The organism is Pantoea sp. JKS000250 (genome assembly GCF_003201065.1).
Taxonomy (GTDB): Bacteria; Pseudomonadota; Gammaproteobacteria; order Enterobacterales; family Enterobacteriaceae; genus Pantoea; species Pantoea vagans.
In genome coordinates this window covers 2,899,129-2,915,038 of sequence record NZ_QICZ01000001.1, presented here as the reverse complement: position 1 = coordinate 2,915,038, position 15,910 = coordinate 2,899,129, and the positions used below count along the sequence as shown (strand labels likewise).

Sequence of the window (15,910 nt, the reverse complement as noted above, 5' to 3'; positions counted from 1 at the left end):
GCTTCAGTGATAAGCGGCAGGCATAGTACTGACGAAAAATCCGCACAGGAAGTGTTTATCTTATAAATTTGTGCGAACCGGCCTCATTCGCACCTAAAGCTAAAAAATTAAGCCAAATCAGTCACTTTAACGCAAATACCTGGCTTTACCTGAACCTGGGATTCGGATTATCGCCAGAGAAGTGGCAAAAAAAACGGCTCCTGCAGGAGCCGTTTTTCACACTACATTATCTTACATCGCCTTTATCTGGGCATGCATCTCCTGAACGGAGATAACCTGTTCCGTCGGGTCAGCATTCAGCGCCATCGCAGTGGCGAAGCCGCCGTTCAGCGTGGTGTCGTAGTGCACTTTATACTGCAGTGCGCTGCGGCGAATCAGCTTGGAATCTTCAATCGCCTGACGACCCGCCGTGGTATTGACGATGTAGCTATACTCGCCATTCTTCAGACGGTCCTGAATGTGCGGACGACCTTCATGCACCTTGTTAACCAGCCGCGGATTAATGCCCGCTTCGCCCAGCACCACTGCCGTGCCGTGGGTCGCATCCAGTTCGAAACCAAACTTCTGCAGCTTCGCAGCCAGGTCGACGATACGTTTCTTGTCGCCTTCACGCACCGACAGCAGCGCACGGCCCGACTTCTTCATATTGCTCTGGGCACCCAGCATCGCTTTGGAGAATGCCTCAGCGAACGTGCGGCCCACGCCCATGACTTCACCGGTAGAGCGCATTTCTGGTCCCAGAATCGGGTCAACGCCCTGGAACTTGTTGAACGGCAGAACCACTTCTTTGACCGAGTAGTAAGGCGGAATCACCTCTTCCGTGACGCCCTGCTCTGCCAGTGTTTTACCTGCCATCACGCGCGCGGCCACTTTCGCCAGCGGTACGCCCGTCGCTTTAGAGACGAACGGAACGGTACGCGCCGCACGTGGGTTAACTTCGATCAGGTAGACTTCATTGTCTTTCACCGCGAACTGAACGTTCATCAGGCCACGAACGTTCAGCTCAAACGCCAGCTTCTCAACCTGCTGGCGCATCACGTTCTGAATCTCCTGATTCAGCGTGTAGGCCGGCAGTGAACAGGCAGAGTCACCGGAGTGAACGCCAGCCTGCTCAATGTGTTCCATGATACCGCCAATCAGCACCCGCTCACCGTCGCAAATCGCATCCACATCCACTTCGACCGCATCATCCAAAAAGCGATCCAGCAGCACCGGCGCATCGTTGGAAACTGAAACCGCCGTCTGGAAGTAGCGTCTCAGGTCGATCTCGTCGTAGACGATCTCCATGGCACGGCCGCCCAGTACATAAGAAGGACGCACCACCAGCGGATAACCCAGGCCAGCGGCTTTCTCGACCGCCTGTTCCAGCGTCGCTACCGTGGCGTTAGCCGGTTGCTTCAGTTTCAGGCGATCAACCGCCTGCTGGAAACGTTCACGGTCTTCCGCACGGTCAATCGAGTCCGGGCTGGTGCCGATAACCGGCACGCCTGCGGCTTCCAGCGCACGCGCCAGTTTCAGCGGGGTCTGACCGCCATACTGGACGATGACGCCTTTTGGCTGCTCAATCCGCACAATCTCCAGCACGTCTTCCAGCGTGACCGGCTCAAAGTAGAGGCGGTCGGAGGTGTCATAATCGGTCGAAACCGTTTCCGGGTTACAGTTGACCATAATGGTCTGGTAACCATCTTCACGAAGCGCCAGAGCGGCGTGAACGCAACAGTAGTCGAATTCGATACCCTGACCGATACGGTTTGGTCCACCACCCAGAATCATGATTTTTTCGCGATCCGGACTCGGGTTGGCTTCACACTCCTCCTCATAGGTGGAGTACATGTAGGCCGTATCCGTGGCGAACTCGGCGGCACAGGTATCCACACGCTTATAAACCGGGTGCAGGTTAAACTGCTGACGCAGCTTGCGGATTTCGCTCTCTGCCACACCCGCCAGCGTCGCCAGCCGCGCATCAGCAAAGCCTTTGCGCTTCAGGGTACGCAGGAACGTGGCATCCAGGCTATTCACTCCTTCGCTTGCCACCTGATCTTCAAGCCGCACCAGCTCTTCAATCTGCACCAAGAACCAGCGGTCAATGTTGGTCAGATTGAACACGCCATCAACCGACATGCCAGCGCGGAAAGCGTCTGCGATGTACCAGATGCGGTCTGAACCGGCATCTTTCAGCTCGCGGCGGATGCGGGTTAACGCTTCCGGATCGTCCAGGTGCACTTTCGGATCGAAGCCATTAGCGCCCACTTCCAGACCGCGCAGCGCTTTCTGCATCGATTCCTGGAATGTGCGGCCAATCGCCATCACTTCACCGACTGACTTCATCTGCGTGGTCAGGCGATCGTTGGCACCGGCAAATTTTTCAAAGTTGAAACGCGGGATCTTGGTGACGACGTAGTCGATTGACGGCTCGAACGAGGCTGGCGTTAAACCGCCGGTGATATCGTTCATCAGCTCATCGAGGGTATAGCCCACCGCCAGTTTGGCCGCCACTTTCGCAATCGGGAAGCCAGTCGCTTTAGAGGCCAGCGCCGAGGAGCGCGACACGCGTGGGTTCATCTCGATGACAATCAGACGACCATCTTTCGGGTTAACCGAGAACTGCACGTTGGAGCCGCCGGTTTCAACACCGATTTCACGCAGTACCGCCAGCGAGGCGTTACGCATGATCTGATACTCTTTATCGGTCAGCGTCTGGGCAGGTGCGACCGTGATAGAGTCACCGGTGTGAATGCCCATCGCGTCGAAGTTTTCAATGGAGCAGACGATGATGCAGTTATCGTTCTTATCGCGCACCACTTCCATTTCATACTCTTTCCAGCCAATCAGCGACTCATCAATCAGCAGCTCATTGGTTGGTGAGAGGTCGAGACCGCGTTCGCAAATCTCTTCAAACTCTTCGCGGTTATAGGCGATGCCGCCACCGGTGCCGCCCATGGTAAAGGAAGGACGGATGATGCACGGGAAGCCAACATCTTCCGCCACGGCCAGCGCTTCCTCCATGGTATGCGCAATGCCGGAGCGCGCGGTATCCAGACCGATACTTTTCATCGCCACGTCGAAGCGACGACGATCTTCCGCTTTGTCGATCGCATCAGCGGTCGCGCCAATCATGGTGACGCCAAACTCTTCCAGCACGCCATGACGTTCCAGCTCCAGCGCACAGTTCAGCGCGGTCTGGCCACCCATCGTTGGCAGTACCGCATCCGGGCGCTCTTTTTCGATGATTTTGCGCACCACTTCCCAGTGAATCGGCTCAATGTAGGTTGCATCGGCCATTTCCGGGTCGGTCATAATCGTCGCCGGGTTAGAGTTCACCAGAATGACGCGGTAGCCCTCTTCACGCAGCGCTTTACACGCCTGCGCACCGGAATAGTCAAATTCGCAGGCCTGGCCGATCACAATCGGACCGGCACCAAGAATCAGGATGGATTTTAGGTCTGTACGTTTTGGCATGAATTAGCTCCTGATTACTTCGCTTGCAGACGGAATGCGTCAATCAATTCAATAAAGTGGTCAAACAGCGGCGCAGCATCACCCGGTCCAGGGCTGGCTTCCGGGTGTCCCTGGAAGCTGAATGCGGGCTTATCAGTGCGATGAATGCCCTGGACGGTTTTATCGAACAGCGAAATGTGGGTCACACGCAGATTCGCGGGCAGATTGTTCTCATCGACCGCAAAACCGTGGTTCTGCGCGGTGATCATGACGCGATTGTTTTCGAGATCTTTCACCGGATGGTTGCCGCCGTGGTGACCGAGCTTCATCTTCACGGTCTTAGCCCCGCTGGCTAGCGCCAGCAACTGATGACCCAGGCAGATACCGAATACCGGGATCTCGGTTTTCAGGAAGGCCTGAATCGCGCTGATGGCGTAGTCGCACGGCTCCGGGTCGCCAGGACCGTTGGAGAGGAAAATGCCATCCGGGTTCAGCTTCAGCACCTCTTCGGCAGGTGTCTGTGCCGGAACCACGGTCAGACGGCAGCCGCGATCGACCAGCATGCGCAGGATGTTGCGCTTAGCGCCGTAGTCGTAAGCCACCACATGGTAAGGCAGCGACTCCGCAGTAGCCTGCTCTGGCAGACCCGCGTCCAGCGTCCAGCTGCCCTGCTGCCAGCTGTAAGTCTCTGTGGTGCAGACCTCTTTCGCCAGATCCATTCCTTTCAGTCCCGGGAACGCCTGGGCTTTTTGCAGCGCCAGCGCAGCATCCGGATTGTCGCCAGCAATAATGCAGCCGTTCTGCGCCCCTTTCTCACGCAGCAAGCGCGTCAGCTTGCGGGTATCGATATCGGCAATCGCCACGATGTTGTTGCGCTGCAGGTAAGCCGATAAGCCCTCTTCGCTACGGAAGTTGCTGGCAATCAGCGGCAGGTCACGAATAACCAGGCCTTGCGCGTGAATCTGGCTGGATTCTTCATCGGCGGCATTGGCACCGACATTACCGATATGGGGATAAGTGAGAGTAACGATTTGGCGGGAATAGGAAGGATCAGTGAGGATTTCTTGATAACCGGTCATTGAAGTGTTGAAAACGACTTCTCCCACTGCCGATCCTGTTGCCCCGATGGCCCGACCGTGGAATTGGGTTCCGTCTTCCAGAACCAGGATTGCTGACTTGATCAAAACATCCTCCAGGGAATAAACAGTCAATATATCTGCATATTAATTCAAAATAGCCGCCTGAATCAATGCAAAAACCGCCTGAATTGTCGATTTTTGGCAAATTGCGCGCATTCTAATGATCGCCCTGGTCATTGTCTACCCTGAAGCGGCATTTTTTAATGTTTATCTGCCTTATGAGGAAAAAAATGGGTATAAGCGGCAAAAAGAGGGGAAAACCTGGCGGAATAATCGTTTGCCAGGCAGCGTAAAAACGAAACCGGCGAAGAAGGGCCTTTATTTTTGACCAAATGGTCAAAAATGGTGTTTCACGTGGTTACCGAACCCGGAAAACCGATACAAATAAGCATCAGATGAATATTTTAAATCAGGATGGTATTTTTCAGATAAAATTAAGGGCAATGAAAACATTGCCCCTTTCCAATCAATCAATTACCGATTGAAATAACCACATCACGATGGCTCACAACACTTACAACATCGACAAATCCAGCACATCCCGCATATCAAACAGGCCAGATTTTTTATCATTCAGCCATAAAGCTGACTTAACTGCACCATTTGCAAAGGTCATACGACTCGAAGCCTTGTGGGTTATCTCTACCCGCTCGCCAATATCTGCAAACATCGCTGTATGCTCACCGACGATGTCACCTGCGCGCACCGTTGCAAAACCGATGGTCTGCGGCTGGCGTTCACCCGTGTGGCCTTCACGCGTATAGACTGCATGCTCATCCAGTTTCCACTGCATCGCATTGGCTATCGCCTCTCCCATCGCCAGCGCGGTGCCAGACGGCGCATCCACTTTATGACGGTGGTGTGCTTCAACGATCTCAATGTCCGCGTACTCACCCATCACTTTAGCGGCCTTCTCTAGCAGCTTCAGTACCAGATTAACCCCCACACTGAAGTTCGCAGCGAACACGATGGCGATATCTTCTGCCGCCGCGCGAATGGCCGCTTTGCCTGCCTCATCAAAACCGGTGGTGCCAATGACCATCGCTTTACCCTGCTCACGGCAGATCGCCATATACTCCAGCGTGCCCTCCGGGCGGGTGAAGTCGATTAGCACATCAAAGTCGTTTATCACCGCGCGTAAATCGTCAGCGATAAGAATGCCGTTCTTGCCGATGCCCGCTAATTCACCAGCGTCGCTGCCGGTCAGCGATGAACCCGGGCGTGCCAGTGCGGCACCCAGTTCTGTGCCCTCTGCCTGCTGCGTCGCCTGAATCAGATTACGGCCCATTCGGCCTGGCGCGCCCACAATAGCAATGCGGATAGTGCTCATATTTATTCATTCCTAAAACAAAACTATGCATCCAAAACGTCATCAGGTTAACGATGAGTTAACAGTCACGCCACTATTAATCCGTGATAATAAGAATTTTATGCCAGCCGCCTGTGATTATCAGTAAAAGCAATCACCGCAGCAAACCACGGCGTTTTTAGTCAGACCAGAAAAACAAAAAAGGCCGAACAGAGTCGGCCTTTTTATCAGTTATATCGAAGCGTTACTGCACGTTACGTACTTCGACGCGCAGCTCTTTAGGCACCTCGAAAACAATATTCTCCTCACGGCCAATCAGCTCAATCGCCGCTTCGCCGCCCAGCTCACGCAGCCGCTGGATCACCTGCTGCACCAGAATATCGGGGGCTGAGGCACCCGCGGTCACACCAATACAGGCCACGCCTTTTACCCACTCTTCCTGAATATCATCCGCAGAGTCGATCAGCTTAGCCAGCTTACCGGCACGCTGTGCCAGCTCAGCCAGACGGTTAGAGTTCGAGGAGTTTTTCGACCCTACCACCAGCACCACTTCCGCATCTTTCGCCAGCGTACGAACGGCTTCCTGACGGTTGGTGGTGGCGTAGCAGATATCATCTTTACGCGGCCCGATGATCGCAGGGAAACGCTGACGCAGGGCATCAATGATGTCAGAAGTGTCGTCCACCGACAGCGTGGTCTGCGTCATGAAGCTCAGATTGTTTTCGTCTTTGACGGTCAGCCTGAAGACATCTTCCGGTGACTCCACCAGATACATGCCACCATTAGGGTTGTTGTACTGTCCCATAGTGCCTTCAACTTCCGGATGACCCGCATGACCAATCAGTATCGCTTCCACGCCTTTACGGCTGGCGCGCGCCACTTCCATGTGCACTTTGGTCACCAGCGGACAGGTGGCGTCGAACAGCATGGTCAGATTGCGCGCTTTGGCTTCGGCACGCACCGCCTGAGAAACACCGTGCGCCGAGAAGATCAGAATCGCGTCATCCGGCACTTCGCTGATCTCTTCAATGAAGATAGCACCGCGCTCACGCAGGCTGTTCACCACGTAACGGTTATGCACCACTTCGTGACGGACATAGATGGGCGCGCCATACATCTCCAGCGCGCGCTCAACAATACTGATGGCGCGATCAACGCCAGCGCAGAAACCGCGCGGATTAGCTAACAGGATTTGCATCGTTCGCCTCCAGTGCCGGATCGATTTCCAGCACCTCTACATCAAACTGAATACGACGACCTGCCAGCGGATGGTTGAAATCCACGGTGATCGAATCACCGGAGACTTCACGGATCACGCCTGGCATTTCACTGCCGCCCATGCCGCTGAACAGCATGATGGCACCCACTTCAGGTTCGCCTGCATCGATAAAATCCCGACGCGAGAAATACTGAATAAGGTCAGGGTTGACGCCGCCAAAGGCGTCTTCCGGCTCGAGGGTGAACTGCTTAGTTTCACCCGCTTTCAGCCCCAGCAGTGCCTGCTCAAGTGCCGCAGAGAGGCTGCCATCACCAAGACGGAACAGCGCGGGCTTGCCGTTTGCACGGGTCGATTCCGCCGTCGAGCCATCTTCCAGCTTCAGCGTAAAATGCACCAACACCGCGCTTTCGCGCTGTACGGACTCAGTCATCACTTACCCTTTCTGTTTAGCCTGTTTGCCGTTCGGGCTGAAAAAGCCCTCCAGCACCACCAGTGCCGCACCAATACAGATGCCGCAGTCAGCGATATTAAATGTAGCGAAGTGCCAGTTACCGACATAGAAATCGATAAAATCGACCACAAAGCCATGGTATGAGCGATCGAACAGATTACCTATCGCGCCGCCGATAATCAGCGCATACGCGATGTTAGCGATCTTCTGACTGGCATGATTGCGGTACATCATCACCATCAGTGAGATCACGATAGCCAGTGCGATGCCCGCAAAGAACCAGCGCTGCCAGCCACCTTTGTCTGCAAGGAAACTGAACGCCGCGCCGTAGTTGTGCGCGTAGAACAGATTCAGGTAGGGCATCAGCGGCTGGGTTTCATGCAGCATCATGTTGTTCATCACCCACTGCTTACTGGCGAAGTCGACAACAATCACCACCAGCACAAGCCAGAGCCAGCGCAATCCGGTTGATAAAATAGGTTTACGCATCAGGCAAATTCACGCTGTTCGCCGTCACCGGCTACGTTAGTGTAACAACGACCACAGACCTCAGCATGCTCAGGATTCTGTCCGACGTCGGTAGTGTAATGCCAGCAGCGCTGACATTTCTCGCCTTCCGCCTTGTGCAGCGCGATTTTCAGACCTTTCAGCCCTTCACTCTGCTGTGCTTCGTCGTTCGCCAGGGCGTAATCCGCCACCTGTGCACCAGAGGTCAGCAGCACAAAGCGCAGTTCATTGCCCAGCGCCTGCAGCTTAGCCGCCAGTTCCGGATCGGCATACAGCGTCACCGTCGCTTCCAGTGCACCACCGATACGTTTATCCGCACGCGCCTGCTCGATTACCTTGTTCACTTCGCCACGCACTTTCAGCAGCTCAGCCCAGTAGGCGTCATTCAGCGCTTCATCTTCCGCCAGGCCAAACAGACCCTCATACCACTCTTCGGTGAAGACATACTGCGCGCGTTCACCTGGCAGGTAGCCCCAGATCTCATCCGCCGTAAAGGACATGATCGGTGCCATCCAGCGCACCAGCGCTTCGACGATATGCCACAGCGCGGTCTGGCAGCTGCGACGTGCCAGGCCATCACCTTTCGCGGTGTACTGACGATCTTTGATGATGTCGAGATAGAAGCTGCCCATCTCAATCGAGCAGAACTGCATCAGACGCTGGATCACTTCGTGGAAATCGTAGTTCTCATAAGAGGCAACGATATCGGCCTGTGCCGCCTGTGCGCGACCCACTGCCCAGCGATCCACGACGACCATCTCTTCCGGTTTTACCAGATCGGTGGCCGGGTTGAAGCCGCTGAGGTTAGCCAGCAGGAAGCGTGCGGTGTTACGGATACGACGATAGGCATCGGCAGAACGCTTGAGGATCTCATCGGAAACCGCCATTTCGCCTGAGTAGTCGGTTGAGGCCACCCACAGACGCAGAATATCAGCGCCCAGCTTGTTCATCACATCCTGCGGCGCAACGGTGTTGCCGATCGACTTCGACATCTTACGGCCCTGACCATCCACGGTGAAACCGTGTGTCAGTACCTGACGATAAGGCGCTTTGCCCTTCATCGCTGTGGAGATCATCAGCGAGGACATAAACCAGCCGCGATGCTGATCGGAACCTTCCAGATAGAGGTCAGGTGCATGTCCGCCAAATTCCGGACGCGCATCCACCACGGAGAAGCTGGTAGAACCGGAGTCGAACCAGACATCCAGCGTATCCGGCACTTTGACGTAATGATCGGCATCGTCGCCCATCAGTTCGCGCGGGTCGAGATCCCACCAGGCCTGAATGCCTTCCTGCTCAACGCGCTGCGCCACTTTTTCCATCAGCGCCAGCGTGTCCGGGTGCAGCTCTTCACTCTCTTTATGAACGAACAGCGCCATTGGCACGCCCCACGTACGCTGACGGGAGATACACCAGTCAGGACGGTTCGCCACCATCGATTCGATACGCGCCTGGCCCCAGTCAGGGATCCACTGCACGCCTTTGATCTCTTTCAGCGACTGCGCACGCAGTCCTTTCTGATCCATGCTGATGAACCACTGCGGCGTGGCGCGGAAGATGATCGGCGTTTTGTGGCGCCAGCAGTGCGGGTAGCTGTGCAGCAGTTTCTCAACGTGCAGCAGCGCGCCTTTCTCTTTCAGCAGCTCAACGATCATGTCGTTAGCTTTGAAGACGTTAATCCCATCCAGCGTAGGATAGGTGCCTGGCAGGTAGCTGCCATCCGGTCCGACCGGATTCGCCGTTTCGATGCCATATTTCTGACCGATGACGTAGTCATCCGGACCGTGGCCGGGTGCGGTGTGAACTGCACCCGTACCCGCGTCCAGCGTCACGTGATCGCCCAGCACCACCAGCGACTCAATCGCCAGGAACGGGTGCTGGAATTTCTGCAGTTCCAGCGCAGCGCCTTTGCATTCGCCCAGTACCTGCCATTCACTGACACCGGCGCGTTTCATGACGCTCTCAACCAGCTCTTTCGCCAGGATCAGGGCGCGTCCCTCGATCTGGATCAGCTGGTATTCAAATTCAGGATGCAGAGAGATGGCGCGGTTAGCCGGTAATGTCCACGGCGTCGTTGTCCAGATCACCAGTGAGATTGGGCCATTGACCTGTGCTACGCCAAATGCCTGACGCACCGCGTCGGCATCGATAGCGTTGAACATCACATCAATTGACGGTGACGTTTTGTCGTAATACTCGACTTCCGCTTCTGCCAGAGCAGAACGGCAATCCAGGCACCAGTGCACCGGCTTCGCGCCTTTATGCAGGTGGCCGTTGCCGATGATTTTACCCAGCGCACGGATGATGTTAGCTTCGGTGCCGAAATCCATGGTCAGGTAAGGACGATCCCAGTCGCCCAGCACGCCCAGACGGATAAAGTCTGCCTTCTGGCCTTCAACCTGTTCAGCGGCATATTTGCGGCACGCGGCACGGAATTCAGCGGCGCTGACTTTCTCGCCTGGCTTGCCGATCATCTGCTCAACTTTGTGTTCGATTGGCAGACCGTGACAGTCCCAGCCCGGCACATACGGCGAGTCATAACCCGCCATGCCTTTCGACTTGACGATAATGTCTTTCAGAATCTTGTTAACCGAGTGACCAATATGAATGCTGCCGTTCGCATACGGAGGGCCATCATGCAGGATAAAGGTTTTTTTCCCTTTTTTGGCTTCGCGGATGATGCCGTACAGGTTATCGGCATACCAGCGTTGCAACATTCCCGGTTCGCGTTTGGCCAGATCGCCACGCATCGGGAATCCCGTTTCCGGCAAATTCAGGGTAGATTTATAGTCACTCATCAGATTCTCGATTCCGTTTTTCGCTCAGGTTAAAGCAGCCCAAAGAACTGCCGGGCCGTTACCACATCGTTCGCAATTTGTTCTTTCAACGCCTCCAGTGAGGCAAAGCGCTGCTCGTTTCGTATTTTCTGTTTCAGCACCACATCAATGTGACGACCATAGAGATCCATATTGATGTCGAGCAGGTGAACTTCAAGCTGCTGGCGTAAACCTTTTACGGTCGGACGGGTGCCGATATTGGCAACACCCGGCAGTGGCTCGGGCGTCAGACCCTGGACCTCCACCGCATAAACTCCTTTCACCGGCGAGACGCTGCGGCGTAAAGGAAGGTTCGCAGTGGGGAAACCCAGCGTGCGTCCCAGTGCATCACCGTGCACGACGCGGCCGGAAATGGTGAAAGGATGCCCTAACAGCGACTGCGCCAGCGCTAAATCATCTGCGGCCAGCGCCTGACGCACGGCGGTGCTGCTGATTCGCTTCCCGCCGTCACAGAAGGTTTCGGTGCTCACGACCTCAAAACCATACTCCGCACCGGCTTTCTGTAATAACAGGAAATCCCCCTGGCGACCAGCGCCGAAGCGGAAATCATCGCCTACTGCGAGGTACTTTACGTCCAGCTTGTCGACCAGCAGGTCACTGATAAAACGCTGGGCGGACAGGGCTGCGAAGCGACGGTCAAACCGCACACACAGCACTTTATCGACGCCGGCTTCCGCCATATAGCGCAGTTTTTCACGCAGGCGCGTCAGGCGTGCCGGGGCTTTATCACCGGCAAACAGCTCCAGCGGCTGTGGCTCAAACACCATGACCACGACCGGCAGATTACGCTTACGCCCCTCTTCACACAGACGGGACATCAGCGCCTGATGCCCGCGGTGTACGCCATCGAAATTACCAATGGTCAGAACGCAGCCGCGATGCTGCTCGTTAAGATTATGAATACCGCGGATAAACTTCATGGCTGGCCCAAACCGGTGGAAATCGGCGGATTATACCCTTGAAAGCGACTCAGGTTAACCCGTCAGCACGCCTTTCATGCTTTAGGTGCTGCATTTCCTGTTGCAGATGCGCATGTTAAGAATTTTGTCGCGAAATACTGTATTCAGCGAGGGGAAGCTGGTAGAATCTTGCGCCATCAAATACGTAACCGAGTGCTGCTCATAGAGCGACGCTTATTTGCACAAATCCATTGACAAAATCAGGTTAGAAGGGCATAGTCCTCGGCCTTTGATTTGTCTCTATAGAACACATTTGGGAGTTGGACCTTGGCTAATATCAAATCAGCTAAGAAACGCGCCGTAACATCTGAGAAACGCCGCAAGCATAACGCTAGCCGCCGCTCAATGATGCGTACCTTCGTTAAGAAAGTATACGCGGCGATCGCTTCAGGCGACAAAGCTGCTGCGCAGAACGCATTCAATGAAATGCAACCACTCGTGGATCGTCAGGCCGCTAAAGGTCTGATCCACAAAAACAAAGCTGCACGTTATAAATCAAACCTGACTGCACAGATCAACAAACTGGCTTAATCGCCCGTTGTTAATCGCTTTGTTGAAAAAGCCGGCTTACGCCGGTTTTTTTTCGTCTGTACTCTGGCGGGGAAAGAGTCCGCTGAAGTCAGCGTGACAGAGACGCTGCACGGCCGGATGCTGAATCATTCGCTCCGCGAAGAGGATGTGATACTCCTCTGACACCGCATCCAGCCGGCCAACTTCATAACTTCCCTCCTGCTGATCCCTGTCCAGCGCTGCTGCTACAAAAAATGCATTCTGCCGCGCACCAAACGCCTTCATCAGGGCCGCATCATCAAACTCACCGAGAATCTCCACCTGCAGCCCCTGGGTCGTAATCCAGTTGAGGATTTTGCGCCCCAGCATCGAGCGGCGACCCGGAATCAGCAGGGGATGCGTCTCCAGGCAGGCCGGAAAAGAGAGATCGGTGATGGGCTGCGCGGACCAGAAGCTGATCGGGCACTCCCCCAGCTTCACCGAAAACAGCCCTTCCTGCTGGGTCGGATCGATGGAGCAGTCAGAGATAATCATATCCAGCTTATGCTGACTGAGCTGCTCCAGCAGCATCTCGTGGGTCGACTCGAAACAGCGCAGGTGAATCTTCTCCCCGGCAGCCACTGCGGTCTCCAGCACCTTACTGACCAGTTGCTTAGAGAGCGCATCTGCCACGCCAACATCCAGCAGCAGATGGGACTCTTTGCGGTAGTTAACGATATCCAGCATCTCCTGACCCAGCATAAACATGCGGTCAGCGTAGCGGAACACCAGTTGCCCCAGTTCTGTCGGCACCAGCCCCCTCCCCTGACGCCGGAACAGCTTGCCCTGCAGGCGCTCTTCAAGCGCCTTAATCTGCCCGGTAATGGTCTGTGGCGTCAGCGAGAGGGCCTCTGCAGCACCCGCAATCGACCCCGCGCGGCAGGCGTGCCAGAAGTAGTAGAGGTGATTGTAATTAATGTGCGCCACAGGATGCCCTACGCCGCACGCTGCTTCAGACGCCAGCCAAGGATCACATAGCCCAGCACCGCCGACAGAATCGAGCCTGACAGAATCCCCAGCTTCGCCAGTGTCATCAGTTCAGCACTGATGTCGCCATAGGCCAGCGAGGCGATAAATATCGACATGGTGAAACCAATACCACACAGCACCCCTACCGCCGCAATATCTTTAATGTGCGTATTTTCCGGCAGTCTGGCTATGCCGGTTTTGTCTGCCAGCCAGCAGAACAGCGTGATGCCCAGAGGCTTACCAATCAGCAGCCCGGCCATGATGCCCAGCGGCAGCAGCGAGAAGAGGCTGCCGAACGAAACGCCCGTCAGTGACACACCCGCATTGGCAAAGGCAAACAGGGGCAGGATCACCCAGCGCACCCAGGGATGCAGCGCATGCTCAAGATGAATCGCCGGAGAGTGGCCCTCTTTCTTCGCCAGCGGGATCAGGAAGCCGACCACGACACCCGCCAGCGTCGCATGGACACCCGACTTCAGTACCGCCACCCATAGCACCAGCCCCACCAGCAGATAGAGACCGGTGTTGCGCACGTTAAGCAGGTTCATCAGCGCCAGCACAGCAATGGCAGCGGCGGCAACGCCCAGCGAGGCCATCGAAAGGTGATGCGTGTAGAACAGCGCAATAATCACGATAGCCCCGAGGTCGTCGATAATCGCCAGCGCCATCAGGAAGATTTTCAGAGCAGGCGGCACGCGGCTTCCCAGCAGTGCCAGGATGCCCAGCGCAAAGGCAATATCGGTGGCGGTCGGGATCGCCCAGCCGCTGCGGGTAGCGGCATCGGCACCGTTAAACAGCAGAAAAATGATCGCCGGGGCGATCATGCCACCCAGCGCTGCAATCAGCGGAAACAGCGCCTGTTCACGTTTAGCCAGCGCACCCATCACCAGTTCGCGTTTGACCTCCAGTCCCACCATCAGGAAAAACAGCGCCATCAGCGCATCGTTGATCCACAGCAGCAGGTCTTTGCTGATATCGAGCGCGCCAAAGCGAAACTCCACCGGAATCGCCAGCAGATCGCGATAGCCCTGCTGCGTCGCTCCGCTATTGGCCAGCACCATCGCCAGTGCAGCCGCAATAATCAGCACTACACCGCCGGTAGCGTCGCTTTCCAGTATTTTTTTTAGTCTGATATTCACACGCGTTGTCCTTCATCCAGAGGTCAATCAAAGGCCCTAAGAATAGCGGTAACAACAGCTCGAAAAAAACAGTTTATTTGGCGGGAATCATTCGGAAATAGCGAGTTGATAAGTACAGGCAAAAAAAGCCAGCGGCAGGCGCTGGCTTTCAGAGTGGATGAACTTAACGGGTCAGGTCATCAAAGAATTTTTTCACGCCGTCCAAGAAGCTCTTGGAGCGTGGGCTGTTGTGCTCACCGCTTGGGCCGCCAAAACTCTCTTCCAGTTCACGCAACAGCGTTTTCTGTTTCTCATTCAGGCTGACCGGTGTTTCCACCACGACGCGACATAACAGGTCGCCGACTGCGCCGCCACGGACAGATTTGACGCCACGTCCACGCATGCGGAACAGCTTGCCGGTCTGGGTTTCTGACGGCACTTTCAGCTTCACGCGACCATCCAGTGTCGGCACCTCAATCTCGCCGCCCAGCGCCGCCATCGCAAAGTTGATTGGCACTTCGCAGTAGAGATTGTTCTCTTCACGCTCGAAGATCGGGTGTTTCTTCACCGATACCTGAACGTAAAGATCGCCGGCTGGTGCGCCCTGCTCGCCCGCTTCGCCTTCGCCACTCAGACGAATGCGATCGCCGGTATCGACCCCTGCCGGGATTTTCACTGACAGCGTTTTCGATTTCTCGACGCGGCCGTGACCATGACAGGCGTTGCACGGGTCTTTAATCACCGAGCCGCGACCATGACAGGTCGGACAGGCCTGCTGGACAGTGAAGAAGCCCTGGCGCATCTGCACCTGGCCTGCACCGTGACAGGTTGAACAGGTTTGTGGCTGCGTTCCCGCTTTCGCGCCGCTGCCGTGGCAGACATCACACTCTTCCAGGGTTGGAATGCGGATCTCTTTGGTCACGCCGCGTACCGCTTCTTCCAGCGACAGCTCCATGTTGTAGCGTAAATCGGCGCCACGGGAGGCGCGCTGACGGCGTCCACCACCAAAGATGTCACCGAATACGTCGCCAAAGATATCGCTGAAGTCTGCACCGCCGCCACCAAAGCCGCCGCCGCCGAATCCACCGCCACCCATGCCCCCCTGTTCAAAGGCTGCATGACCATACTGATCGTAGGCCGCACGCTTCTGCGCATCGGTCAGGATTTCATAGGCTTCCTTGACCTCTTTGAATTTAGCTTCGGCTTCTTTGTCACCGGGATTGCGGTCCGGGTGGAATTTCATTGCCAGGCGTTTGTAAGCCTTTTTGATTTCACGCTCGTCCGCGGATTTGGCGACGCCTAAAATCTCGTAGTAATCACTCTTCGCCATGTTTTTTTAGCCCTTAACATGATCGCACGGGCGTGGAGAGATCTCCTACGCCCGTGCTGGTTTCAACGGCTGTCAGGCCAACCGT

At 55.5% G+C, this 15,910-nt stretch carries 13 protein-coding genes; 2 read left to right on the top strand and 11 right to left on the bottom strand.

Annotated features, from left to right (window positions below):
- Nucleotides 1–231: 231 nt before the first annotated feature.
- Both carB and carA read right to left on the bottom strand, forming a co-directional pair.
- Nucleotides 232–3,459, bottom strand: coding sequence for a carbamoyl-phosphate synthase large subunit (gene carB / locus BY447_RS13750; RefSeq protein WP_013356733.1), 3,228 nt, complete (start codon nucleotides 3,457–3,459; stop codon nucleotides 232–234).
- Between the two features lie 14 nt (nucleotides 3,460–3,473).
- Complete coding sequence (carA, locus tag BY447_RS13745) at nucleotides 3,474–4,622, bottom strand: glutamine-hydrolyzing carbamoyl-phosphate synthase small subunit (protein WP_110331344.1); 1,149 nt, start codon at nucleotides 4,620–4,622, stop codon at nucleotides 3,474–3,476.
- Between the two features lie 115 nt (nucleotides 4,623–4,737).
- Here carA and BY447_RS23250 point away from each other — a divergent pair, with 115 nt between their 5' ends.
- Nucleotides 4,738–4,905, top strand: coding sequence for a hypothetical protein (locus BY447_RS23250; RefSeq protein WP_158280078.1), 168 nt, complete (start codon nucleotides 4,738–4,740; stop codon nucleotides 4,903–4,905).
- A 186-nt stretch (nucleotides 4,906–5,091) separates the two neighbouring features.
- On the opposite strand, the gene dapB is transcribed toward BY447_RS23250, so the two are convergent.
- The 6 genes from dapB to ribF form a co-directional block, all read right to left on the bottom strand.
- Entirely contained in the window at nucleotides 5,092–5,907 is an 816-nt protein-coding gene (dapB, locus tag BY447_RS13740) for a 4-hydroxy-tetrahydrodipicolinate reductase (protein ID WP_110331343.1), read from the bottom strand.
- A gap of 223 nt (nucleotides 5,908–6,130) precedes the next feature.
- Complete coding sequence (ispH, locus tag BY447_RS13735) at nucleotides 6,131–7,084, bottom strand: 4-hydroxy-3-methylbut-2-enyl diphosphate reductase (RefSeq protein ID WP_013356728.1); 954 nt, start codon at nucleotides 7,082–7,084, stop codon at nucleotides 6,131–6,133.
- Nucleotides 7,065–7,535: an FKBP-type peptidyl-prolyl cis-trans isomerase gene (gene fkpB / locus BY447_RS13730; RefSeq protein WP_110331946.1), complete on the bottom strand. Its 471-nt coding sequence runs from the start codon at nucleotides 7,533–7,535 to the stop codon at nucleotides 7,065–7,067. The genes ispH and fkpB overlap by 20 nt, the downstream gene beginning before the upstream one ends.
- Before the next feature lie 3 nt (nucleotides 7,536–7,538).
- On the bottom strand, nucleotides 7,539–8,045 hold the full coding sequence (lspA, locus tag BY447_RS13725; protein WP_061061572.1) for a signal peptidase II: 507 nt from the start codon (nucleotides 8,043–8,045) through the stop codon (nucleotides 7,539–7,541).
- Entirely contained in the window at nucleotides 8,045–10,861 is a 2,817-nt protein-coding gene (gene ileS, locus BY447_RS13720; RefSeq protein WP_110331342.1) for an isoleucine--tRNA ligase, read from the bottom strand. The genes lspA and ileS overlap by 1 nt, the downstream gene beginning before the upstream one ends.
- 29 nt (nucleotides 10,862–10,890) lie before the next feature.
- The gene (gene ribF, locus BY447_RS13715; protein WP_013356724.1) at nucleotides 10,891–11,820 is read right to left on the bottom strand and encodes a bifunctional riboflavin kinase/FAD synthetase; all 930 of its coding nucleotides are present in this window, start codon (nucleotides 11,818–11,820) and stop codon (nucleotides 10,891–10,893) included.
- Between the two features lie 306 nt (nucleotides 11,821–12,126).
- Here ribF and rpsT point away from each other — a divergent pair, with 306 nt between their 5' ends.
- Nucleotides 12,127–12,390: a 30S ribosomal protein S20 gene (gene rpsT / locus BY447_RS13710; protein WP_008925553.1), complete on the top strand. Its 264-nt coding sequence runs from the start codon at nucleotides 12,127–12,129 to the stop codon at nucleotides 12,388–12,390.
- Nucleotides 12,391–12,426: 36 nt separating this feature from the next.
- Here the strand turns inward: rpsT and nhaR are convergent, their stop codons facing one another.
- From nhaR to dnaJ, 3 genes are all read right to left on the bottom strand, one after another.
- Nucleotides 12,427–13,335, bottom strand: coding sequence for a transcriptional activator NhaR (gene nhaR, locus BY447_RS13705; RefSeq protein WP_110331341.1), 909 nt, complete (start codon nucleotides 13,333–13,335; stop codon nucleotides 12,427–12,429).
- 8 nt (nucleotides 13,336–13,343) lie between these two features.
- Nucleotides 13,344–14,516: a Na+/H+ antiporter NhaA gene (gene nhaA / locus BY447_RS13700; protein ID WP_110331340.1), complete on the bottom strand. Its 1,173-nt coding sequence runs from the start codon at nucleotides 14,514–14,516 to the stop codon at nucleotides 13,344–13,346.
- 163 nt (nucleotides 14,517–14,679) lie between these two features.
- Nucleotides 14,680–15,825 carry a molecular chaperone DnaJ gene (gene dnaJ / locus BY447_RS13695; protein ID WP_033781818.1) on the bottom strand — a complete coding sequence of 382 codons (1,146 nt, stop codon included), beginning with the start codon at nucleotides 15,823–15,825 and terminating at the stop codon, nucleotides 14,680–14,682.
- Nucleotides 15,826–15,910 lie beyond the last annotated feature (85 nt).

Bases quoted from the DNA above. Each gene is read 5' to 3' on its own strand.
- carB (WP_013356733.1), bottom strand. From the start codon at position 3,459: ATGCCAAAACGTACAGACCTAAAATCCATCCTGATTCTTGGTGCCGGT.
- BY447_RS23250 (WP_158280078.1), top strand. From the start codon at position 4,738: ATGATCGCCCTGGTCATTGTCTACCCTGAAGCGGCATTTTTTAATGTT.
- dapB (WP_110331343.1), bottom strand. From the start codon at position 5,907: ATGAGCACTATCCGCATTGCTATTGTGGGCGCGCCAGGCCGAATGGGC.
- ispH (WP_013356728.1), bottom strand. From the start codon at position 7,084: ATGCAAATCCTGTTAGCTAATCCGCGCGGTTTCTGCGCTGGCGTTGAT.
- fkpB (WP_110331946.1), bottom strand. From the start codon at position 7,535: ATGACTGAGTCCGTACAGCGCGAAAGCGCGGTGTTGGTGCATTTTACG.
- lspA (WP_061061572.1), bottom strand. From the start codon at position 8,045: ATGCGTAAACCTATTTTATCAACCGGATTGCGCTGGCTCTGGCTTGTG.
- ileS (WP_110331342.1), bottom strand. From the start codon at position 10,861: ATGAGTGACTATAAATCTACCCTGAATTTGCCGGAAACGGGATTCCCG.
- ribF (WP_013356724.1), bottom strand. From the start codon at position 11,820: ATGAAGTTTATCCGCGGTATTCATAATCTTAACGAGCAGCATCGCGGC.
- dnaJ (WP_033781818.1), bottom strand. From the start codon at position 15,825: ATGGCGAAGAGTGATTACTACGAGATTTTAGGCGTCGCCAAATCCGCG.